Here is a 20,838-nt window from a genome sequence, read left to right as displayed (position 1 = left end):
GGTCGGTCCCCCAGGTCCTGGGCAACAAGACTGGCGGCGCCGCACGCGCGGGGGACACCGAAGCCCATCGACTCTCAAGGAACTCCAAAGCACCGAACCCGCCCGGCTGTCAGTGGGGCCGCCGATACTGGGGGCATGACGACTCCAGGCACCGTGCTGGTCGTGGAGGACGAGGAGAGCATCGCGGACGTCCTCGCCATCGCGCTGCGCTACCACCGGTTCGAGGTGATGGTCGCGGGCACCGTCCGTGAGGCCCTGGCGCTCGCCGAGCGCACCCGGCCCGACGCGGCGCTGCTCGACGTGATGCTGCCCGACGGCGACGGCCGCGCCCTCGGCAGGCAGCTGCGCGCCGAGCGGCCCGACCTGGCGCTGGTGTTCCTCACCGCCCGCGACTCGCCCGCCGAGGTCGTCGGCGCCCTCGGCTTCGGCGACGACTACATCACCAAGCCGTTCAACATCGACGAGGTCGTCGCCCGGATCACCGCCGTCCTGCGCCGCACCCGTTCCGCCGACGTGCTGCCGCAGCGCCCCCTGCTGCGCTACGGCGACCTGGAGCTGGACGAGACGACGTACTCGGTGCACCGCGCGGGCCGCTCGGTCGAGCTCACCCCCACCGAGTACGCGCTGCTGCGCTTCCTGGTGCGCAACGGCGGCCGGATCGTCCCCAAGGAGCAACTCCTGCGCCATGTCTGGCAGTACGAGCACACCCCGTCCGACTCGACCGTCGTGGAGACCTACATCAGCTATCTGCGGCGCAAGCTGGACGCCCTGGGACCGCCGGTGATCACCACGCGGCGCGGCGTCGGGTACGGGCTGGCATGAGGCTGCGCAAGCTCGGCTGCAAGCGCGGCATCCACTCGCTGCGCGCGAAGCTGACGCTGGCGAACGTGGCGCTGCTCGCGCTCGGCATCGTCGCGGCGACCGCGGTGAGCGTGATGGGCATGCGGTACTACCTGCTCGACCAGATCGACTCCGAGCTCGCCAAGTCGCGCGAGACGATGAGCAGTTCGCGCCTCACCCTGCAGATGATCGACGACCTGAGCACCTTGGCGATCGTCCGCGAGCGGTTCCTGCTCCAGGACGACGGGAAGGCGCGGCCGGACCAGATCCTCAGCGTCGTCGACACGCGCGGCGACGCCATCGCCTTGGGCGACTTCACCCCGAGCGCCCTCCAGAGGGACCTCGCGGCCGCGGTGGACGACCCGCGCGCGCTGGCCGCCGACCCCGAGCCGCACGACATCCAGGTGCGCGGGGATTCCTACCGGGCCACCGCGACCCGCCTCACCGACGGCAAGTACATCCTGTTCGCCACCTCCACCGAGGCCGTCCACAAGGGCATCGGCAAGGCCGTCCGGCTCGACCTCGCCATCGGCAGCCTGCTGCTGGCGCTGCTGGCCGTGGTGACCATGCTCAGTGTGCGGCGCCGGATGCGGCCGCTGGAGGACATGGTGGAGACGTCGTCGGCGATCGCCGAGGGCGACCTGACCCGGCGCGTCCCCTCCAGCCGGGAGACCACCCTGGAGGTCGAGCAGCTGCGCACCGCCCTCAACTCCATGCTCCACCAGGTGGAGTCGGCGTACCGCACGCGCGAGCGGAGCGCCGGCCAGCTGCGCCGCTTCGTCGCCGACGCCTCGCACGAACTGCGCACACCGCTGTCCGCGATACGCGGCTATCTCCAGCTGTACGACCAGGGGATGCTCCAGGACCCCGACGAACGCAAGCGCGCCTGGGGGCGGGTGATGGCCGAGGCCGACCGGATGGGGCGCCTGGTGGACGAACTGCTCACGCTGGCCCGCCTCGACCAGCAGCCCGAGCTGCGCTTCCGCAACGTCGACCTGACCCGGCTGGTGCGGGACGCGGCCGAGGACCTGCGGGTGCAGCAGCCGGGGCGGCCGATCAGCGTCGACGCCGACGGGGCGCTGCTGGTGCACGCCGACGAGGCCGGGCTCCGGCAGGTCCTGGGCAACCTGGTGGGCAACGTCCGCACGCACACCCCGGCCGAGGTGCCGGTGCGGCTGGGGGTGGAGCGGGCCCACGGGGCCGTACGGCTGTGTGTCGCCGACGACGGCCCTGGGCTCGCCGAGGAGGACGCCGCTCGCGTCTTCGACCGGTTCTTCCGGGCCGGCGGGGGCGCGGGCAGCGGGCTCGGGCTGGCGATCGTGCAGGGGGTCGTACAGGCGCACGGCGGCCGGGTGACGGTGCAGACGGCGCCGGGCGAGGGGCTGGCGGTGACGGTGATGCTGCCGTCGCGGACGTAGGCGCCGCGCGCGTGTGTGTCGTTGGTGCCTCGCGCGTGTGCGTCGTAGGCGTCCCGCGCGCGTATGCCTATGCGTGGGCCAGTACCAGGGCCCACACCGTCTTGCCGTGCCGTCCCCGGCTCCACACGCCCCACGCGGCGGCGACGTTCTCCACCAGGTGCAGTCCGCGTCCGGACTCCTCCCCCTCCCCCACCAGCCGCAGCCGCGGCTCCAGTTGGCCCTCGTCGGAGACCTCTATGAGGCAGGAGCCGTCGGCGAGGGCGGTCACCGCGACCTCGAACTCGCGCTCCAGGAGCGGCCCGTGGCGTACGACGTTGGTGGCCAGCTCGGACACCAGCAGCACCGCGTCCGCCAGCGCCGGGTCGTCATGGCCGTGCCCCCAGTCGGCCAGATGGTCCCGTACCCGGCGCCGCGCCAGACCGACGGAAGCCGGATGCCGGGGCAGCCGGAAGGAGTTGCGTCTCAACACGTCTGCTCCTCACCCCACGCACACCTCCGTCACATGGTGCTGCGTCGGGCCCCCGCCCCGCGCCGATCGGGCGCATGTCCATGCCGCGAGTTCGCGTCAGATCCAGTTGAGGCGCCAGAGCCGGAAGACACCGGTGCCGTCCGAGAGGTACTGGCCACCGCCGACGTCCTCGCTGCTGACGACGTACTCCTTGGCCTGCCAGAGCGGGATGACCGGCACGTCGCGCGCGATGGCGTCCTGCATGGACCGGAAGTCCTCCGCGGCGTCGGCGCGGTCGGCGTACTGCTGGCTGGCCTGGATCAGCTTGTCGACCTCGCCGCTGCTGTAGCCGGTGTTCATGGTGCCGTCGGTGCCGACGAGCGGCCCGCCGTAGGTGTCCGGGTCGGGGAAGTCGGCGACCCAGCCGACCGCGTAGGCGTCGAGCTTGCCGGTGGCCCACGCCTTCTGGAAGGCGGTCCATTCGTACGGCTTGAGCGTCACCTGGAACAGCCCGCCCGCCTCCAGCTGCTTCTTGAGCTCGGCGGCCTCCTTGTCGGCGGCGCCGCGGCCGGTGGCGTACCCGTAGGTGAACTTCACCGGCAGCGTCACGCCTGCCTCGGTGAGCAGGGCCTTGGCCTTGGCGGTGCTCTGCTTGGCGTAGGCGTCGAAGAACGCCGTGGTGTGGCCGGTGATGCCCGCCGGGATCAGCGAGTAGAGGGGGTCGACGGTCCCCTCGTAGACCGTCGCGGCCAGCCGCTCGCGGTCGATCATCCAGGCCATCGCCTGCCGGACCTTGGTGTCGTGCAGCGGCGAGGAGGAGCGGGTGTTGAGGTAGAGGTTGCGGACCTCGGAGCTGTCGGCCTCGGAGACGCGCATCGAGGGGTCGCTGGGGTTCAGCCGGGCGAGCACCTCGGGCGGCAGCTGTCGGGTGGCGACGTCGATCTGCCGGGCCTTCCAGGCCGCGTTCAGCTTGTCGGCGTCCTTGTAGTAGAGCAGTTCGACCGGGCGCCCGGAGTCCTTCACAGCGCCCTTGTAGCGGCTGCTGGGATCGAGGGTGACCTTCTTGTCCTTCGTATACGACTGCAACTCGTACGGGCCGGTGCCGTCCACGCCGTTGTCCTTGCGCAGGCCGTCCGCCGGGTACTTGTCGCGGTCGACGATCGAACCGGCTCCGGTGGCGACCTTGAACGGGAAGGTGGCGTCCGGGGAGGAGAGGTGGAAGGTGACCGTCAGACCCTGGGCCGTCACCGACTTGAGGGTGTCGAGCAGGGAGACCGGGCCGACGTCCGACTTGATCTTCTTGACCCGGTCGAAGGAGTACTTGACGTCCTCGGCGGTCATCGCGCGCCCGCTCGGGAACTCGAGGTCCTTCCGCAGCCGGCAGCGGTAGGTCTTGAGGCCGCCGCCCACGAAGTCACAGCTCTCCGCCGCGTCGGGCACCGGTGTGGCGCCGCCCGGCTCGAAGGTCAGCAGCGACTGGAAGACATTGCTGAACAAGGCCCAGGAACCGGCGTCATAGGCGCCGGCCGGATCGAGGGACGTGACGACGTCCGTCGTACCGACCTTGATCGTCTTGCCTGTGTCCTCCTGCGACGGCATCAGCTGCCAGCCGCCCACTCCCACGGCCGCCAGCACGAGCAGCGTCGCGAGAATCCGTATGCGAACCGATCGCATCGGTTTCCTTCCCCGGGCCCCTGACGGCCCCCAGCACATATGCCACTCCCCTAGCGGCGCGGCTCACCTAATCACACGGGTTTCTCCGGGGGAAGAGGGATCTTGGGAGTTGAGAAAGTCATTGCCGCAAGGTGTTACCGAAGAGTTTCACAGGGCCCGCACAGAGTCCGCCGCGAAAAGTTTCAAGCCGGCTGTGGGAGACGGCTCTACGCCTGACGGGACGCCAGCTCGATGACCGTGATGTCCGAGGGCGCGCCCACGCGCGTGGGCGGCCCCCAGGCGCCCGCGCCGCGGCTGACGTAGAGCTGGGTGCCGCCATAGCGCTCCAGGCCCGCGACGGTCGGGTTGGCGGCTTCGGCGATGAGGTTGCCGGGCCAGAGCTGACCGCCATGGGTGTGGCCGGAGAGCTGGAGGTCGACGCCGTGCTCGACGGCGTCGTGGATCTGCACGGGCTGGTGGGCGAGGAGCACGCACGCGCGCGTGGTGTCACGGTCGCCGAGCGCCTTGCCGAAGTCGGGGCCCTGGCCCTCGCTCTCCCCGGCGATGTCGTTGACGCCCGCAAGGTCGAAATGGCGCAGCTCCGTACGGGCGTTCTCCAAGGGGAGCAGGCCGAGCCGGCGCACCTCCTCCACCCACTGCGCGGCGCCGGAGAAGTACTCGTGGTTGCCGGTGACGAAATAGGCGGGCGCCTTGAGCTGCGACAGCGGGGCGGCGGCCGGGCCGAGGTCCTTCACGCTGCCGTCCACCAGGTCGCCGACGACCGCGACCAGGTCGGGCTGCGTGGAGTTGATCGTGTCGACGACCTTCTGCGCGAAGCCACGGCCCAGTACGGGGCCGAGGTGGATGTCGCTGACCACCGCGATCCTGAAGCCGTGCGCCGCGCGCGGCAGTTTGGCCAGCGGCACGGTGACCCGCTTCACCCGCGGCCCGCGCAGCACGCCGTACGTGCCGTAGCCGACGGTCCCGACCGCGGCCGCGGCGGCCGCTCCGCCGACCACGCGGGAGACGAACAGGCGCCGGGAGGGGGCGGCGAGGAGACGGGGGGACGCGGGCTCGGCGGGTTCCTCCGGTGCGGGTCCCGCCGGTACGGGCTCCGGTTGCGGTACTGCGACGGCCGCGACGGGCGCGTTCCGCCGGTCCCGTCGCTCCAGGAAACGGCGCAGCAGAGGTCGTACGACCTCACCCGCCACCACGCCCAGCAGCAGGTAGATCGACAGCGCCAGCCACAGGAAACCGGGCCACGCCAGCGTCTGCTGGAGCCAGAAGGGCGCTCCGGTGCGCTCGCCCACGAGGGCGCCGATCGCCAGCAGCCAGCCGCCGGCGACGACCACCGCACCGACCCGCCGGCCCCAGCCCGGGCCGCTCGTCGTGTCGCGGAACAGACGGCGCCACAGGTACCAGTTGGCGGCCACCAGGACGGCCAGGGCCAGCACGGCGAAGACGATGACCACGGAGTCGTATCCCTTTGTTGTCGAGTGCGGGGAACGGGCCCGCTATGACGTCTGGCGCAAAGCGCGCACCCCGCGCAACCCGATGAGGCCGACGACCGTCCCCAATACGAAGGAAACGATGGCGAGCGTCAGGTGCACCCAGAAGTACGCGGTCGGGTCGCCCGCGTCGTCGAACGCGAGTCCGCTGCCGTCCTTGACGAGATTCTTGACGAAAGTGATCCAGATGACCCAGCTCCACACCCCGAAGGCGAGCAGGAACCAGGAGACGGGGCGGCTGAGCTTCATGCGTCCAGTATCTCCGCCGGGTGTCTGGTTCCTCCGCCGGGGTGGGGAGGGCAGTGGGACTTCACGGGCGGTGGCATGTACGTTTCCGACCGTGTCCGCACCAAAGAAGACCACCAGGCGATCCCTGCTGGTCGCTTCCGCCACCCTGACGTCCCTCGCGCTGACCGCGGGCCCCGTGCTCGCCGCGCCCAGCCCCTCGACGTCTCCCTCGGCCACCCCGCCCGCGAAGATGTCGACGGTCGGCGGCGCCCGGCTCGGGCAGGCCGGCACCCAGGTCGACCTGGCGAGCGGGGTGCCGGTGCTGCCCAAGGGCCTCACCGCGCGGTCGTGGATCGTCTCCGACGCCGAGTCCGGCGAGGTGCTCGCCGCGCACAACGCGCACTGGCGGCTGGCCCCGGCGAGCACCCTGAAGATGCTGTTCGCCGACACCGTCCTGCCGAAGTTCCCCAGCACCACCGAGCACAAGGTCGTCCCCTCCGACCTCGCCGGCATGGGCGTCGGCTCCAGCATGGTCGGCATAAAAGAGGGCGAGAAGTACACCGTCCACGACCTGTGGCTCGGTGTCTTCCTGCGCTCCGGCAACGACGCCGTGCACGTGCTGTCCGCGATGAACGGCGGCGTGAAACACACGGTCGCGGAGATGAACGAGCACGCCGAGGAGCTCCAGGCCCTCGACACCCACGTGGTCAGCCCCGACGGCTACGACGCCGAGGGCCAGGTGTCGAGCGCGTACGACCTGACGCTGTTCGCCCGCTCCGGGCTGCAGAAGAAGGACTTCCGCGAGTACTGCTCGACGGTCACCGCGAAGTTCCCGGGCGAGACGAAGAAGAACAAGAAGGGCAAGAAGGTCCGCGAGTCCTTCGAGATCCAGAACACCAACCGGCTGCTGTCCGGTACTGACTCCGACGTCGACGTCTATCCGGGCATCGCGGGCGTCAAGAACGGCAACACCACCAACGCGGGCGCCACCTTCACCGGCGTCGCCGAACGGGGCGGCAAGGTGCTGCTCGTCACCGTCATGAACCCGGCGAAGAACGAGCACGACGAGGTCTACAAGGAGACCGCGAAGCTCTTCGACTGGGGCTTCAAGGCCGCCGGCAAGGTCGCCCCGGTGGGTGAGCTGGTCCCGCCGAAGAGCGCCGCGCAGCCGAGCGCCCAGCCGGGTGCCACGGCCTCCGGCGAGGCGGGCGGCGCGGTCGGTGGCGGCGGGTCCTCCGCCAAGCCGGTGGCGAGCGCCACGACGGCCTCCGGCTCCGGCGGCATGGGCATCGCCCTCGCCGTCACCGGCGGGGTGCTGGCGCTGCTGGCGGCGGGCGCGTTCCTGGTCAACCGCCGGTGGCCGCTGCCGGATCTCGTACGTCGTCGTCGCTGACCTCGGGCAGTTCGTCCGCCGCGCTCTGCGTCGCCGTCCAGGCGGCGCAGAACAGGACGAGTTTCGACGTGAAGTTGATCCACAGCAGCAGGGCGACGGGGACGCCGAAGGCGCCGTACATGCTCTTCGTGGCCACGCCCTGCATATAGCCGCTCAGCAGCAGCTTCAGCAGCTCGAAGCCGACCGCGCCGATCAGCGCCGCCACCAGCAGCCGGCGGCGGGTCGGTTCGACGCCCGGCAGCAGGGTGAGGACGTACAGCAGCAGCAGGAAGTCGGCCAGCACGGCGATCAGGAACGCGGCGATCCGCAGCAGCACGGCGCCCCAGCCCTCCCGGTCGATGCCGATCTGGTCGCTGATCCAGCCGACCAGGGCGGAGCCGACGGCGGACGCGGCGATCGTGACCAGGAGCGCGCCGCCGAGGCCGACGAGGATGCCGGTGTCCTTGGCCTTGCTCAGGAGCGGGTTCACCTCCTCGTCGGGCAGCTCCCACACCGCGCGCAGGCACTCACGCATCGAGCCGACCCAGCCGATGCCGGTGAACAGCAGCACGGCTCCGGCGATGAGACCGATGGCGCCGGCGTTCTCGACCAGGCCGTCGATGTTCAGCTGGTCGGAGATGCCGGGCACCTGGTCGGCGATCTTGTTCTGCAGCTCGTCCTGCTGCGACTGGCTGAGGGTCGCGGCGGCGATCGCGGCGGCCACGGTCAGCAGCGGGAACAGGGCGATGAAGCTGATGAACGTCATCGCGGCCGCCAGCCGCGTCCACTTCACCCGGTCCAGCCGCTCGTACGACCGCCACGCGTGCGTGGCCATCAGCCGGACGAACGCCGGCCCCACTACGGGGAGCTTCTTCAGCCAGTCCATGTCCGCCTCTGTGCTCGGTGACCCAGGTATGCCCACGTCCTGAAGACCCATGTACGAGTACCCCAAAAGCGCAGGACAGTGGCGGGCGCCATGCCGGTCCGGTCCGGCGGGCCGAGTGGTTCACCAATGGGCCGGGTGATCTACCAATGGGCCGGGTGATCTACCAATGGGCCACCGCCAGACCGTACATCCCCAGCCACACCAGGCCGATGACGGCGAGGGCGCGGTCGCCGAGGACGACTTCCTCGGGCTCTCCGGCGGTGCCACGGTCGGCGAAGACGGCGTACCGCAGGACCGCGAGGATGAACGCCACGACGGACAGCTGACGCCAGGGCAGCAGGCCGGTGGCTGTCGGCGCGGCATGCGTGCCGCCGCCCTCCAGGGCCCACAGGCAGTACCCGAGGACGGCGACCCCGGCCGCGAGCTGCCAGACGAAGCGCAGATAGCCGGTCGTGTACTCGGTGAGCAACGCGCGCGTGGCGCCCGCCGTGCCTTCCATCTGCACGGCCTCGGAGTAGCGCTTGGCCGCCACCATGAACAGCGCCCCGAATCCGGTCGTGATCAGGAACCAGCGTGACAGCGGAATCCCGAGGGCGAGCCCGCCGACCATCGCCCGCATCAGGAACCCGGTCGTGACGACGACGAGGTCGACGACCAGGACGTGCTTGAGGCTGACGCAGTAGGCCAGTTGCATGCCGACGTAGGCGGCGAGCAGGGCCGGGACGAGGGGCGGGGTGAGCCAGCCGGCGAGGCCGAGCGCCAGGACGGCGAGGACGCCTCCGACGCCGTACGCGACGGGTACGGGGACCTGTCCGGCGGCGACCGGGCGGTGGCGCTTGGTGGGGTGGGCGCGGTCGGCGTCGGCGTCGCGCGCGTCGTTGATCAGGTAGACGGCGGCGGCGCACGCCGTGAACAGCGCGAAGACCAGCGCGAGTCGGGTGAGCGCGTGCCGGGTGAAGAGCTGGCCCGCGGCCGCAGGGGCGGCGACGACGAGGAGGTTCTTGACCCACTGCTTGGGGCGGGCGGTCTTGAGGAGGCCGTGGAGGACGGAGTGGGGGCGGGGGTGGGGTGGTGCGGGGTGCCTTGGGGGCGTGCGTTGGCCGAGGAGGGCGGGGGTGGTGGGGGTGGTGGGGGGCGCGCTGTCGGAGCGTGCGCCGCCGTCGGGGTGTACGCCGCCGTCGGGGTGTGCGCCGTCGTCGAGGTGTACGCCGCCGTCGGGGTGTGCGCCGTCGTCGAGGTGTACGCCGCCGTCGGGGTGTGCGCCGTCGGAGCGCCCGCTGTTGGGGCGCCCGTTGTTGGGGCGCCCGTTGTTGGGGCGCCCGTTGTTGGGGTGCGGCGCGGTCTCAGTCATGCGCGCCGCCTCGGATCCAGCGCGCTCCGAAACGCGCCGTGAGCGCCCCCAGCGCCGCGCCCGCCGCTACGTCGGAGGGGTAGTGGACGCCGACGACGAGGCGCGAGAGGCACATGGCGACGGCGAGGGGTGGGAGGAGGCGGGTGGCGCGCACGGCGCGCGCGGCGTGGGTGATGTACGTGCGGCGGGTGGGGCGCGTGGCAAGGGTGACCGGCGTGAGGTCGTGTCCAAGGCGCGTGTCGGTCGAAAGGCGCCCCCTGCTCACCCCGCACGCCCCCAGCGCCCCGAACGCCACCGCGGCCGCCGCGGCGGAGGTCGCGTGCGAGCTGGGGAAGGAGTAGCGGCCGGCGGTGCGCACGAGGGGTTCGACGTGCGCGGGGCGTGGGCGTCGCACCACCCTCTTCACGCCCATACTGACGGCGTGCGCGCCCGCGGTGAGCGCCGTCCCGCGCAACCAGGCGCCGCGTCGCGCGCCGTCCACGGCGGCTCCCGCGAGGCCCGCCGCGAGCCACAGCGCCCCGTGCTCGCCGGCCCAGGACAGGGCGCGCGCGGCGGCACCGACGCGCGGGTCGGCACCGTACGCCCGGAACACCGAAAGGATTCGGCGTTCCATGCCATGGCGCACGACGAGGACACCGGTGTCGTCGAGGCCGCTCGGATCGTCGAATGGCTCCATGTGGACTCACTGTTCACGCCGACACGGCCCGAACTCCGACAATATTGAGCGACATCCCATTAATCACCCATTTCGGGGAGAGGATGAATGTCCGGGGATGTTTGAAAACAAATCGCCTCCTTAAGGGCGATACGGTCGCCGACATGTCTGCCGAGACCGTTTCCGTCACGGGTTGGGGCCGTACGGCGCCCACCGCGGCCCGTCTGATCCGCCCACGGACGTACGAGGAGGCCGTGGCGGCCGTCCGGGACTGCGGGGCCCGCGGCGGCATCCCCCGGGGCCTGGGACGGGCGTACGGCGACGCGGCGCAGAACGCGGGCGGTGCGGTCCTCGACATGACGGCCCTGGACCGCGTCCACGTCATCGACGCCGCCGGCGGCATCGTGCTGTGCGACGCGGGTGTCTCCCTGCACCGGCTGATGCGGGTCCTGCTGCCGCTCGGCTGGTTCGTCCCGGTGACCCCCGGCACCCGCCACGTCACGGTCGGCGGCGCGATCGGCGCCGACATCCACGGCAAGAACCACCACGTCTCCGGCTCCTTCTCGCGACACGTGCTGTCCTTCGAACTCCTCACCGCCGACGGCGAGATCCGCGCGGTGAGCCGTGGCACGCCCCTGTTCGACGCGACCACCGGCGGCATGGGGCTGACCGGCGTGATCCTGACCGCGACGGTCCAGCTCCAGCCGGTGAAGACCTCGCTGATGTCGGTCGACACCGAACGCGCGCGTGACCTCGACGACCTGATGGCGCGGCTGTCCGCCACCGACGACCACTACCGCTACTCGGTCGCGTGGGTCGACCTGCTGGCGCGCGGCGCGGCGACCGGCCGCGCGGTGCTCACACGCGGCGAGCACGCTCCTCTCGACGCGCTGGGCACGCGCGCGCGGAGGGACCCGCTGGCGTTCCGGCCCGCCCAGCTCCCGGCCCCGCCCGCCGTCCTCCCGGAGGGACTGCTGAACCGCCGCACCGTGGGCTGGTTCAACGAACTCTGGTACCGCACGGCTCCCCGCGCGCGCACCGGCCAACTGCAGAAGCTCTCGACGTTCTTCCACCCCTTGGACGGGGTCCCGCACTGGAACCGCGTCTACGGCCGGGGCGGTTTCGTGCAGTACCAGTTCGTCGTGCCGTACGGCCGGGAGGACGTCCTGCGCCGGGTCGTGCACCGCCTCTCGGAGCGCCGCTGCCCTTCCTTCCTGGCCGTCCTCAAGCGTTTCGGGGACGCCGACCCGGGCTGGCTCTCCTTCCCGCTGCCGGGCTGGACGCTGGCCCTGGACATCCCGGCGGGCCTGCCCGGCCTCGGCGCCCTCCTCGACGGACTGGACGACGAGGTGGCCGCGGCCGGGGGGCGCGTCTACCTCGCCAAGGACTCCCGGCTGCGCCCCGAACTCCTTGCCGCGATGTATCCGCGTCTCGACGACTTCCGCGCGCTGCGCGCGGAGTTGGACCCGCGCGGGGCCTTCGTCTCGGACCTGTCCCGCCGCCTCGACCTCTAGAGCCCGACCAGAGCCCGACCAGAGCCCGATCAGAGCCCCGATCCCCGGAGCCTCTGGCTCGACCCATAGGAGCTGCTTGCCGTGAAGGACGCCTTCGGTCTCCCCCAGTCCCTGCTCGTCCTCGGCGGGACGTCAGAGATCGCGCTGGCCACCGCCCGCCGCCTCGTCGCCCGCCGCACCCGCACGGTGTGGCTCGCGGGACGCCCCTCGTCCGCGCTGGAACAGTCCGCGGCCGACCTGCGCGCCCTGGGAGCCGACGTGCGCACCGTCGCCTTCGACGCGCTCGCCACCGAGTCCCACGAGACCGTGCTCGGCAAGGTCTTCGCCGAGGGCGACATCGACATGGTGCTGCTCGCCTTCGGGGTCCTCGGCAACCAGGCCCACGACGAGCGCGAACCGCTCGACGCGGTGCGGGTCGCGCAGACCAACTACACGGGCGCGGTGTCGGCGGGCCTGGTCTCCGCGCGCGCGTTGCAGGCGCAGGGCCACGGCTCCCTGGTGGTCCTCTCCTCGGTCGCCGGTGAGCGCGCGCGCCGCTCCAACTTCATCTACGGCTCCAGCAAGGCCGGCCTCGACGCCTTCGCCCAGGGCCTGGGCGACGCCCTGCACGGCACCGGCGTTCACGTGATGGTCGTACGCCCCGGGTTCGTGCGGACGAAGATGACCGCCGGCCTGCCGGAGGCGCCGCTCGCGACGACGCCCGAGGAGGTCGCGACGGCCGTGGAACTGGGGCTCAGGCGGCGTTCGGAGACGGTGTGGGTGCCCGGGGTGCTGCGCTGGGTGATGTCGGCCCTGCGGCACGTACCGCGCGAGGCGTTCCGGCGGTTGCCGATCTAGGCCCTGTCGCCCTACAAGGGCCCGGTCAGTGGGCGTTCGTGCCCTGTTCCACGGCGGCGGAAGAGCCCTGGGGCGGCACTGTGGCGGCCCCGCCGAAGGTGTACTCGCGCAGCTTGCGCCACACGCCGTCGGCGCCCTGCTCGTAGAGGGCGAAGCCGGTGCAGGGCCAGTGGGCCTCGTAGTCGGCGAGCTCCTCGTACGCGCGGTCCATGGCTTCTTCGTCGATGCCGTGGGCGACCGTGACGTGCGGGTGGTAGGGGAACTGGAGTTCGCGGGCGACGGGGCCGGAGGCGTCACGGACCTGCTTCTGGAGCCAGGTGCAGGCCTCGGCGCCCTCGGCGACCTGGACGTACACCACCGGTGACAGCGGCCGGAAGGTGCCGGTGCCGGACAGCCGCATCGGGAACGCGCGGCCTGCCGCGGCGACCTCGGTGAGGTGCGCCTCGATGGCGGGCAGCGCGCCGTCCTCGACCTCCGTCGGGGGCAGCAGGGTGACATGTGTGGGGATGCCGTGAGCCGCGGCGTCGCCGAAGCCCGCGCGCAGCTGTTGGAGCAGGCTGCCGTGAGGCTCCGGGACCGCGATCGACACGCCGATCGTTACGGTCCCCACGTCGTCTCCTGTCTTCCCTCTCGGGTGTCTGGGGTCTCCCCCTTGTCGGGTTCGTCCCGGCCGTCCGGCTATCGACTGTACGGCCACGCCTGTGTTGTGGGCAGGCGCAACCGTAGTGATGTGCAGCGCTCTGTCCAGTGGTACGTCTGTGCGTTCCTGTGCGGTGGTACGCGTGCGTGCTCGGCTCAATGCTTGGCGGGCAGGAATCCGACCCGGTCGTAGGCCTGGGCCAGCGTCTCCGCCGCGACGGCACGCGCCTTCTCCGCACCCTTGGCCAGGATCGAGTCCAGCGTCTCCGGGTCGTCCAGATACTGCTGCGTGCGCTCCCTGAACGGCGTCACGAACTCGACCATGACCTCGGCGAGGTCCGTCTTGAGCGCACCGTAGCCCTTGCCGTCGTACTTCTGCTCCAGTTCCGCGATTCCCGTGCCCGTGAGGGTCGAGTAGATGGTGAGCAGGTTGCTGACGCCGGGCTTGTTCTCGGCGTCGAAGCGGATGACGGTGTCTGTGTCGGTGACGGCGCTCTTGACCTTCTTGGCGGTGGTCTTCGGGTCGTCGAGGAGGTTGATGAGGCCCTTCGGCGTGGACGCCGACTTGCTCATCTTGATCGACGGGTCCTGAAGGTCGTAGATCTTCGCCGTCTCCTTGAGGATGTACGGCTTCGGAAGCGTGAAGGTGTCGCCGAAGCGGCCGTTGAAGCGCGTGGCGAGGTCACGGGTGAGCTCGATGTGCTGGCGCTGGTCCTCGCCGACGGGGACCTCGTTGGCCTGGTACAGCAGGATGTCCGCGACCTGGAGGATCGGGTACGTGAAGAGGCCGACGCTGGCGCGGTCGGCGCCCTGCTTGGCGGACTTGTCCTTGAACTGGGTCATGCGGGAGGCCTCGCCGAAGCCGGTGAGGCAGTTGAAGACCCAGGCGAGCTGCGCGTGCTCGGGGACATGGCTCTGGACGAAGAGCGTGCAGCGCTCCGGGTCGAGGCCGGCCGCGAGGAGCTGGGCGGCGGCCAGACGCGTGTTGGCACGCAGGTCGGCCGGGTCCTGCGGAAGCGTGATCGCGTGCAGGTCGACGACCATGTAGAACGCGTCGTGGGACTCCTGCAGGGCCACCCACTGACGGACGGCGCCGAGGTAGTTGCCGAGGTGGAACGAGCCTGCGGTGGGCTGGATTCCGGAGAGCACGCGGGGACTGTCAGAGGCCATGTTCATCATTCTCTCAGGTCGACCGCCCCGATCCCGAACTGGTCGGAAACAGATGGGAACCGATCCGTCTCCCGCGGTGTAACAAAGGCGTGAGAACGCGGGAGGGGGGCCGCATCGTCGATGAGGCCGCGGTGATCGCACGCGTACGCGCCGGGCAGCCGGAGGCGTATGCGGAGCTGGTGCGCGCCCACACGGGCATCGCGCTCCGGGCGGCCGCGGCACTCGGGGCGGGTGCGGACGCGGAGGACGTGGTGCAGCAGGCCTTCGTCAAGGCGTACTGCGCGCTGGGCAGGTTCAAGGACGGCGCGTCGTTCCGGCCGTGGCTGCTGTCGATCGTCGCCAATGAGACGAGGAACACAGTGCGGACGGCGGCCCGGCAGCGCACGCTCGCCGGCCGGGAGGCGGCCTTCGTGGAGGCGGAGCCGCTGATACCGGAATCGGCGGACCCCGCGGCGCGCGCCCTGGCGACAGAGCGTCGCGCCGCGCTCCAGTCCGCCCTGGAGAAGCTGAGCGAGGAGCATCGCCTGGTCGTTACGTACCGCTATCTGCTGGACATGGACGAGTCCGAGACGGCCCAGGCCCTGGGCTGGCCCCGGGGGACGGTGAAGTCCCGGCTCAACCGCGCGCTGCGGAAACTGGGCCGACTGCTGCCGGACGCCGAGCTCCGGGAAGGGGGTGATGAGCGTGGGTGAGGGACGGAAGGGCTACGGCGGTGAGGGCGGCCGTGGTCCCGGGGGCGCCGGTGGCCGGGGGCCGCGTGGGCGTGGCCGCGGTAGGGAGCGCGAGGTGCACCCTTCCCGGCTGCCGGAGGAGTTGCGGGCGCTCGGGCGGTCGCTGGAAGCTGCCGACGGGGCGGAGGGTTCCCTCGGTTCCGAGACGATGGTCGAGCGGGTGCTGGGTCAGATACTGGCCGAGCAGTTGCCGGCCCCGGCGCCCGAGCCTCGCGGCCCCCGGGAGCGACTGCGGGCCGTCCGGCACTGGACGCGGGTGCGGTGGCGCTCGCTGACCGCGACGCTGTGCGGCGTGCTCGCGGTGCTCGCGCTCACCCCGCCCGTGCGGGCCGCGGTCTACGACTGGTTCGACTTCGGGGGGGTCGAGGTGCGCTACGACCCGTCGGCGCGCCCCTCCCCCGGGGCCGAGGTGCCCGGCTGCGGTCGGTCGGTGCCGTGGGCGCAGGCCGTGCGGCGGGCCGGGTTCGAGCCGCTGGTGCCGGACGCGCTTGGCGCCCCGGACGCCGTGTCGGTGGCGGGTGGGCCGCAGGGACGGTTCGTGGTCAGTCTCTGCTGGCGCGAGAGCGGAGGGACGGTTCGGGTCGACGAGTTCGCGGCGGGGCTGGATCTGACCTTCGCGAAGACCGGGCGCGAGAAGCCGGAGTGGATCTCGCTGGGCGGCTCCGCAGTCGCCGGTTCGCATGACACGGCGCTGTGGTTCCCCCGTCCCCACCTGCTGAGCTTCTGGCTGCTGGACGCGGACGGGGGCCGCTACACGCGGGAGGAGCGGACCGCCGGGCCGACCTTGCTGTGGAGCCGTCCGGCGGGCTCGGCGGAGGTGACGCTGCGGCTGGAGGGGGTGGCGTCGAAGGCCCGGGCGCTGGACATCGCGAAGTCGGTGAGGAGCCCGGTCGCGGAGTCTTCGGGGACTTCCTCGGATTGATGCGAGCGGGGTGGGAACCTCGGCGGGCCGAGCGGTGTACCAGAAGTGACACACGGCTCGCGGGAACGGGCGGGCCGTCCGGCATCGGCAGGTTGGGGGCTCGGGATGCACAGGCAGGGAAGCGATCGGCGGGGTGGCTGTCGTCGGCTGACGGCGGTGGCAGGGGTGTCGGCGGCGGCTCTCGGGCTCGCCCTCGGGAGTGCGGGACCGGCGGCGGCCGGCGGTCCGACCAGTGTGCTGATCGTCTCGCCGGAGAGCGCGGAGACGGCATCGCTGTACTACTCCGACCGGGAGTACGGCACGCTGGAGCGGCTGCTGGGAGAGCCGGGCGCGGGCTCGGCGGACAAGCCGCCCGAGGCCGACCTGATGGCCGGCCCGCAGATCAACGTGACATGGATGGTGCACGACGTGTCGCCGTGGCGGGTCGACCGGGTCTACCCGGTGGCGGACTCGCAGGCGGTCTGGATCCACACGGCGGCGAACGTGGACGAGTCGACGAACGGCACCTGGCACCGCGCCCAGCAGCCCAAGGTGCTCCGCGACCTCCTGAAGGACCTGGGCATGATGGGCAAGGCTTTCTACGGCGACTCCGCCGTTGAGTACCCGCCGCCCTGGGACCAGTCCGGCATGGACGCGGCAGCGACGCCGAGCCCGGATCCGACGCTCGCCGCAGCCGCTGCGCGATCGTCACGGCCGGGTGACGCCACCGACTGGTGGTGGGCCCTGCCAGGGCTCGCGGTCGGGGCGGGCGGGACGCTGCTGATACGCCGCGCGGCGGCCCGGCAGAAGGCCGGACCGCCGCGGGAGGAACCACGTCAGGAGCTCATCGATCTGTGATCGACCTCTGAGCGGCTTCTGATCGACTTCTGATCGCTCGACGATCTTCGTGAGTCGCCGTTCCTTGACAACTCAACAGGGCGTTTGTCAGCCCAGGTCGATCTCCGGGTACAGCGGGAAGCCCGCCACCAGGTCGGTCGCGCGGTGCGAGATCTCGTCGGCGACCTTGGCGTCCAGGACGTGCGCGGCCTTGGAGGGCGCGCCCGACTTGGTGGTGCCCGGCTCGGTGGCGGTGAGGACGCGGTCGATGAGACCGGCGACCTCGTCCATCTCGGCGGTGCCCAGGCCGCGGGTGGTCAGGGCGGGGGTGCCGATGCGGATGCCGGAGGTGTACCAGGCGCCGTTGGGGTCGGAGGGGATCGCGTTGCGGTTGGTGACGATGCCGGAGTCGAGGAGCGCGGCCTCGGCCTGGCGGCCGGTGAGGCCGTAGGAGGTGGCGACGTCGATCAGGTTGAGGTGGTTGTCGGTGCCGCCGGTCACCAGGGTCGCGCCGCGGCGCATCAGGCCTTCCGCGAGGGCCCGGGAGTTGTCGACGATGCGCTGGGCGTAGTCCTGGAAGGCGGGCTGTCGGGCCTCCGCCAGCGCGACCGCCTTCGCGGCCATGACGTGCGGGAGCGGGCCGCCGAGGACCATCGGGCAGCCGCGGTCGACCTGGTCCTTGAGGGAGTCGTCGCACAGGACCATGCCGCCGCGCGGGCCGCGCAGGGACTTGTGGGTGGTGGTGGTGACGATCTGGGCGTGCGGGACCGGGTCGAAGTCGCCGGTCAGCACCTTGCCCGCGACTAGACCGGCGAAGTGCGCCATGTCCACCATCAGGGTCGCCCCGACCTCGTCGGCGATCTCGCGCATGATGCGGAAGTTCACCAGCCGGGGGTAGGCGGAGTAGCCGGCGACGATGATGAGCGGCTTGAAGTCACGGGCGGACGCCCGCAGCGCCTCGTAGTCGATCAGGCCGGTCGCCGGGTCGGTGCCGTAGGAGCGCTGGTCGAACATCTTGCCGGAGATGTTGGGGCGGAAGCCGTGGGTGAGGTGGCCGCCGGCGTCCAGGGACATGCCGAGCATGCGCTGGTTGCCGAAGGCCTGGCGGAGCTCCGCCCAGTCGGCGTCGGTGAGGTCGTTGACCTGGCGGGCGCCGGTCTTCTCCAGGAACGGGACCTCGACGCGGTCGGCGAGGACGGACCAGAAGGCGACGAGGTTGGCGTCGATGCCGGAGTGCGGCTGGACGTAGGCGTGGCGGGCGCCGAAGAGTTCCTTGGCGTGCTCGGCGGCGAGGGACTCGACGGTGTCGACGTTGCGACAGCCGGCGTAGAAGCGGCGGCCGATGGTGCCCTCGGCGTACTTGTCGCTGAACCAGTTGCCCATGGCCAGGAGGGTGGCCGGGGAGGCGTAGTTCTCGGAGGCGATCAGCTTGAGCATCTCGCGCTGGTCGTGGACCTCCTGGCCGATGGCGTCGGCGACGCGCGGCTCGACCGCGCGGATCACATCGAGGGCGGCGCGAAAGGCGGTGGACTCGCTGGACAGGGGCTGCTGCTCTGACATGTCGTCGGCCTCCGGATGGCGTGGCGGGTTGCGGTCACGATTCACGGTTCGGCCCAGGCGCACGGCACTCGGTCACTCACAGGCCGCTCCCCGATGGTCCGTCCCATCCCAGCGCGCCAGTCACGGCCCGCTGGTCAGCCTACCGGGCGCGTCGTACACCGGAGGTGCCGCGTCCACCATGCGAGCGACGATGGAAGGGGGCCGTCCTCACCCTTGGGAGTGCCCGTGAACGCCACGGAGAAGCTCATCGCCTCGGCCGAAGCCCACACCGCGCACACCTATCACCCGCTGCCCGTGGTCGTGGCCACGGCGGACGGGGCGTGGCTGACGGATGTGGAGGGGAGGCGGTATCTGGATCTGCTGGCCGGTTATTCGGCGCTCAACTTCGGCCATCGCAACCGGCGGCTCGTCGATGCGGCGAAGGCTCAGCTGGAGCGGGTGACGTTGACGAGCCGGGCCTTCCATCACGACCGGTTCGCCGCGTTCTGCTCCGAGCTGGCCGAGCTGTGCGGGATGGAGCTGGTGCTGCCGATGAACACCGGCGCGGAGGCGGTGGAGACGGCGGTGAAGACCGCTCGGAAGTGGGGGTACCGGGTCAAGGGCGTGCCCGCGGAGATGGCGAAGATCGTGGTGGCGGGGAACAACTTCCACGGCCGCACCACCACGCTGATCAGCTTCTCCACCGATCCCGAGGCGCGGGCGGACTACGGTCCGTACACTCCCGGCTTCGAGATCGTGCCGTTCGGTGATCTGACGGCGATGCGCGCGGCGGTCACGGAGAACACGGTGGCCGTGCTGCTGGAGCCGATCCAGGGCGAGGCGGGGGTCCTGGTTCCGCCGGCCGGCTACCTCCCCGCGGTCCGGGAGCTGACCCGCGAGCGGAACGTGCTGTTCGTCGCGGACGAGATCCAGTCGGGCCTGGGCCGGACCGGCCGGACGTTCGGCTGCGAGCACGAGAACGTGGTCCCGGACATGTACGTCCTCGGCAAGGCGCTGGGCGGCGGGGTCGTACCGGTCTCGGCGGTGGTGTCGAGCGCGGAGGTCCTGGGGGTCTTCCGGCCCGGCGAACACGGTTCGACGTTCGGCGGCAACCCCCTGGCCTGCGCGGTCGCGCTGGAGGTGATCGCCATGCTGCGGACAGGCGAGTACCAGGCACGCGCCGCCGAACTGGGCGCCCATCTCCACCGCGAACTACGGGAGTTGACCGCCACCGGCGGCGCGACAGCGGTACGTGGCCGGGGCCTGTGGGCGGGTGTGGACATCGCCCCAGCCCACGGGACGGGCCGGGAGATCTCCGAGAAGCTGATGCACCGGGGCGTACTCGTCAAGGACACCCACGGCCCGACGATCCGCATCGCCCCGCCGCTGATGATCGGCGAGGAGGATCTGGACTGGGGGTTGGCTCAGCTGGCGGCGGTGCTCTCCTAGGCGGTCACGCCGGCTTTCGGCCCCAGGTGATCGTCATGTAGTTGGGGAGGTAGGTGGTGCCGTGGCTCTTCGTCAGGGTGATGACGTCCTCGATGTCCATGTCGCTCACCTCCCCGGTGGCGAGGAGGCGGGGGCGCAGTGAGCGGAGGGTGAGGGGGAGGAAGGCCGCATCGCCGCCGGTGAGGACCGGTGCGTGGACCTGGGCGCGGACCTCGGTCAGGCCTGCGTCCGTCAGCGCCTGGGGCAGGCGGGGACCAGTGCCGCGGTCCACGCCGGTGGCGCCGAAGGCGGCGCGGAGGGCGCGGCCGAGGCGTTCGGCCGGCTCGGTGTAGCCGGGCGGGAAGTACAGGTCGACGGCCGGGGCCGTCGGACCGTCGATGTCGAAGTCCTCGACGACCACCCAGCCGCCGGGGCGGGTCGCCGCGGCCAGCCGGCGCAGCGCCTTGTCGCGGTCGGGGAGGTGCTCGATCACGGCCCGCGCGTGGACGAGGTCGAAGGAGGCCTCGGGGAGGTCGTCCCTCAGGAGGTCGTGGGTGCGGATCTCCAGGTTGGACAGGCCGTGGGAATGGGCGAAGCGGGTGTCGACGTCGGTGGCGAGGACGCGCCCGGCGGCGCCGACCTGCTTGGCCAGCCAGCGCGCGATGCTGCCGGCGCCGCAGCCCACCTCCAGACAGTGCCAGCCGTCGACGACTCCGAGCTCGGTCAGGCGGTGGCGGCTCTGGCTGTCGTAGATCTCCTCCAACGCCAGCAGCCGCCCGTGTTCCCGCTCCCAGGACGTGTCGAAGACGTATTCGCTCTCCATCGTGGCCGTGTTGCCCACCGCTCGCCCCTCTCCGTTGGTCGTGGGCCGAACATTGTGTCG

The 20,838-nt window shown here is 71.4% G+C and carries 20 protein-coding genes, 1 pseudogene and 1 riboswitch; of the genes and pseudogenes, 9 read left to right on the top strand and 12 right to left on the bottom strand.

The features are described 5' to 3' along the window. Positions 1–135: 135 nt before the first annotated feature. Together CRP56_RS26725 and CRP56_RS26720 are read left to right on the top strand one after the other, a co-directional pair. Entirely contained in the window at positions 136–822 is a 687-nt protein-coding gene (locus CRP56_RS26725; protein WP_097268087.1) for a response regulator transcription factor, read from the top strand. Then, a complete protein-coding gene (locus tag CRP56_RS26720; protein ID WP_097268085.1) occupies positions 819–2,258 on the top strand; it encodes a sensor histidine kinase in 1,440 nt (479 codons plus the stop codon). The genes CRP56_RS26725 and CRP56_RS26720 overlap by 4 nt, the downstream gene beginning before the upstream one ends. 67 nt (positions 2,259–2,325) lie before the next feature. Here the strand turns inward: CRP56_RS26720 and CRP56_RS26715 are convergent, their stop codons facing one another. The 4 genes from CRP56_RS26715 to CRP56_RS26700 form a co-directional block, all read right to left on the bottom strand. After that, complete coding sequence (locus CRP56_RS26715) at positions 2,326–2,727, bottom strand: ATP-binding protein (protein ID WP_097268083.1); 402 nt, start codon at positions 2,725–2,727, stop codon at positions 2,326–2,328. A 96-nt stretch (positions 2,728–2,823) separates the two neighbouring features. Beyond that, on the bottom strand, positions 2,824–4,380 hold the full coding sequence (locus CRP56_RS26710) for an ABC transporter substrate-binding protein (RefSeq protein WP_097268081.1): 1,557 nt from the start codon (positions 4,378–4,380) through the stop codon (positions 2,824–2,826). A gap of 206 nt (positions 4,381–4,586) precedes the next feature. Beyond that, positions 4,587–5,831, bottom strand: coding sequence for a metallophosphoesterase (locus CRP56_RS26705; RefSeq protein ID WP_097268079.1), 1,245 nt, complete (start codon positions 5,829–5,831; stop codon positions 4,587–4,589). Positions 5,832–5,873: 42 nt separating this feature from the next. Further along, the gene (locus tag CRP56_RS26700) at positions 5,874–6,116 is read right to left on the bottom strand and encodes an SCO4848 family membrane protein (protein ID WP_059192770.1); all 243 of its coding nucleotides are present in this window, start codon (positions 6,114–6,116) and stop codon (positions 5,874–5,876) included. A gap of 91 nt (positions 6,117–6,207) precedes the next feature. Between CRP56_RS26700 and CRP56_RS26695 the strand changes: the two genes are divergently transcribed. Continuing rightward, positions 6,208–7,488, top strand: a complete 1,281-nt coding sequence (locus CRP56_RS26695) for a D-alanyl-D-alanine carboxypeptidase family protein (protein ID WP_257041070.1) — start codon at positions 6,208–6,210, stop codon at positions 7,486–7,488. Here the strand turns inward: CRP56_RS26695 and CRP56_RS26690 are convergent. The 4 genes and pseudogenes from CRP56_RS26690 to CRP56_RS26680 form a co-directional block, all read right to left on the bottom strand. Further along, positions 7,442–8,353, bottom strand: a complete 912-nt coding sequence (locus CRP56_RS26690) for a YihY/virulence factor BrkB family protein (RefSeq protein ID WP_097268075.1) — start codon at positions 8,351–8,353, stop codon at positions 7,442–7,444. The two genes, CRP56_RS26695 and CRP56_RS26690, sit on opposite strands and share 47 nt — an antisense overlap. Beyond that, positions 8,341–8,448 (bottom strand): annotated as a pseudogene (locus tag CRP56_RS49320) (GtrA family protein); the annotation flags it as partial. The pseudogene CRP56_RS49320 and the gene CRP56_RS26690, both read right to left, overlap by 13 nt. Positions 8,449–8,513: 65 nt before the next feature. After that, positions 8,514–9,704 (bottom strand): decaprenyl-phosphate phosphoribosyltransferase, encoded by a 1,191-nt coding sequence (locus CRP56_RS26685; RefSeq protein WP_257041069.1) that lies wholly within the window; start codon positions 9,702–9,704, stop codon positions 8,514–8,516. Continuing rightward, entirely contained in the window at positions 9,697–10,380 is a 684-nt protein-coding gene (locus tag CRP56_RS26680) for a phosphatase PAP2 family protein (protein WP_306459452.1), read from the bottom strand. The genes CRP56_RS26685 and CRP56_RS26680 overlap by 8 nt, the downstream gene beginning before the upstream one ends. A gap of 143 nt (positions 10,381–10,523) precedes the next feature. Here CRP56_RS26680 and CRP56_RS26675 point away from each other — a divergent pair, with 143 nt between their 5' ends. Both CRP56_RS26675 and CRP56_RS26670 read left to right on the top strand, forming a co-directional pair. Further along, entirely contained in the window at positions 10,524–11,873 is a 1,350-nt protein-coding gene (locus CRP56_RS26675; RefSeq protein ID WP_097268073.1) for an FAD-binding oxidoreductase, read from the top strand. Positions 11,874–11,954: 81 nt separating this feature from the next. Next, entirely contained in the window at positions 11,955–12,710 is a 756-nt protein-coding gene (locus CRP56_RS26670; protein WP_097268071.1) for a decaprenylphospho-beta-D-erythro-pentofuranosid-2-ulose 2-reductase, read from the top strand. Between the two features lie 25 nt (positions 12,711–12,735). Here CRP56_RS26670 and CRP56_RS26665 read toward each other — a convergent pair whose 3' ends face one another. Further along, complete coding sequence (locus tag CRP56_RS26665; protein WP_097268069.1) at positions 12,736–13,320, bottom strand: 2'-5' RNA ligase family protein; 585 nt, start codon at positions 13,318–13,320, stop codon at positions 12,736–12,738. A gap of 185 nt (positions 13,321–13,505) precedes the next feature. Beyond that, positions 13,506–14,519 (bottom strand): tryptophan--tRNA ligase, encoded by a 1,014-nt coding sequence (gene trpS, locus CRP56_RS26660; protein ID WP_097274492.1) that lies wholly within the window; start codon positions 14,517–14,519, stop codon positions 13,506–13,508. Between the two features lie 89 nt (positions 14,520–14,608). Between trpS and CRP56_RS26655 the strand changes: the two genes are divergently transcribed. The 3 genes from CRP56_RS26655 to CRP56_RS26645 all read left to right on the top strand — a co-directional run bounded on the left by CRP56_RS26655 (position 14,609) and on the right by CRP56_RS26645 (position 17,009). Beyond that, positions 14,609–15,211, top strand: a complete 603-nt coding sequence (locus CRP56_RS26655) for an RNA polymerase sigma factor (protein WP_179851122.1) — start codon at positions 14,609–14,611, stop codon at positions 15,209–15,211. Then, positions 15,198–16,172 (top strand): hypothetical protein, encoded by a 975-nt coding sequence (locus CRP56_RS26650; RefSeq protein ID WP_257041068.1) that lies wholly within the window; start codon positions 15,198–15,200, stop codon positions 16,170–16,172. Before CRP56_RS26655 ends, CRP56_RS26650 begins: the two co-directional genes overlap by 14 nt. Positions 16,173–16,328: 156 nt before the next feature. After that, entirely contained in the window at positions 16,329–17,009 is a 681-nt protein-coding gene (locus tag CRP56_RS26645) for a hypothetical protein (protein ID WP_257041067.1), read from the top strand. An 87-nt stretch (positions 17,010–17,096) separates the two neighbouring features. On the opposite strand, the gene CRP56_RS26640 is transcribed toward CRP56_RS26645, so the two are convergent. Beyond that, positions 17,097–18,548 (bottom strand): glycine hydroxymethyltransferase, encoded by a 1,452-nt coding sequence (locus tag CRP56_RS26640; protein ID WP_097268060.1) that lies wholly within the window; start codon positions 18,546–18,548, stop codon positions 17,097–17,099. Positions 18,549–18,592: 44 nt separating this feature from the next. Next, a riboswitch (ZMP/ZTP riboswitch) is annotated at positions 18,593–18,682 on the bottom strand. 91 nt (positions 18,683–18,773) lie between these two features. Here CRP56_RS26640 and rocD point away from each other — a divergent pair. Beyond that, positions 18,774–19,976, top strand: coding sequence for an ornithine--oxo-acid transaminase (gene rocD, locus CRP56_RS26635; RefSeq protein ID WP_097268058.1), 1,203 nt, complete (start codon positions 18,774–18,776; stop codon positions 19,974–19,976). A 4-nt stretch (positions 19,977–19,980) separates the two neighbouring features. Here rocD and CRP56_RS26630 read toward each other — a convergent pair whose 3' ends face one another. Further along, entirely contained in the window at positions 19,981–20,796 is an 816-nt protein-coding gene (locus CRP56_RS26630; RefSeq protein ID WP_097268056.1) for a methyltransferase domain-containing protein, read from the bottom strand. Between the last annotated feature and the right edge of the window lie 42 nt (positions 20,797–20,838).

It is taken from the genome of Streptomyces sp. TLI_55 (assembly GCF_900206255.1).
Lineage (GTDB): Bacteria > Actinomycetota > Actinomycetes > Streptomycetales > Streptomycetaceae > Streptomyces > Streptomyces aquilus.
The sequence above is the reverse complement of the archived record's forward strand: the minus strand, read 5'-3'. Positions and strand labels throughout refer to the sequence as shown.

Coding starts and splice junctions, on each gene's coding strand:
- CRP56_RS26710 (WP_097268081.1), bottom strand. CDS start 4,380: ATGCGATCGGTTCGCATACGGATTCTCGCGACGCTGCTCGTGCTGGCG.
- CRP56_RS26720 (WP_097268085.1), top strand. CDS start 819: ATGAGGCTGCGCAAGCTCGGCTGCAAGCGCGGCATCCACTCGCTGCGC.
- CRP56_RS26690 (WP_097268075.1), bottom strand. CDS start 8,353: ATGGACTGGCTGAAGAAGCTCCCCGTAGTGGGGCCGGCGTTCGTCCGG.
- CRP56_RS26725 (WP_097268087.1), top strand. CDS start 136: ATGACGACTCCAGGCACCGTGCTGGTCGTGGAGGACGAGGAGAGCATC.
- CRP56_RS26685 (WP_257041069.1), bottom strand. CDS start 9,704: ATGACTGAGACCGCGCCGCACCCCAACAACGGGCGCCCCAACAACGGG.
- CRP56_RS26650 (WP_257041068.1), top strand. CDS start 15,198: ATGAGCGTGGGTGAGGGACGGAAGGGCTACGGCGGTGAGGGCGGCCGT.
- CRP56_RS26640 (WP_097268060.1), bottom strand. CDS start 18,548: ATGTCAGAGCAGCAGCCCCTGTCCAGCGAGTCCACCGCCTTTCGCGCC.
- trpS (WP_097274492.1), bottom strand. CDS start 14,519: ATGGCCTCTGACAGTCCCCGCGTGCTCTCCGGAATCCAGCCCACCGCA.
- CRP56_RS26700 (WP_059192770.1), bottom strand. CDS start 6,116: ATGAAGCTCAGCCGCCCCGTCTCCTGGTTCCTGCTCGCCTTCGGGGTG.
- CRP56_RS26675 (WP_097268073.1), top strand. CDS start 10,524: ATGTCTGCCGAGACCGTTTCCGTCACGGGTTGGGGCCGTACGGCGCCC.
- CRP56_RS26680 (WP_306459452.1), bottom strand. CDS start 10,380: ATGGAGCCATTCGACGATCCGAGCGGCCTCGACGACACCGGTGTCCTC.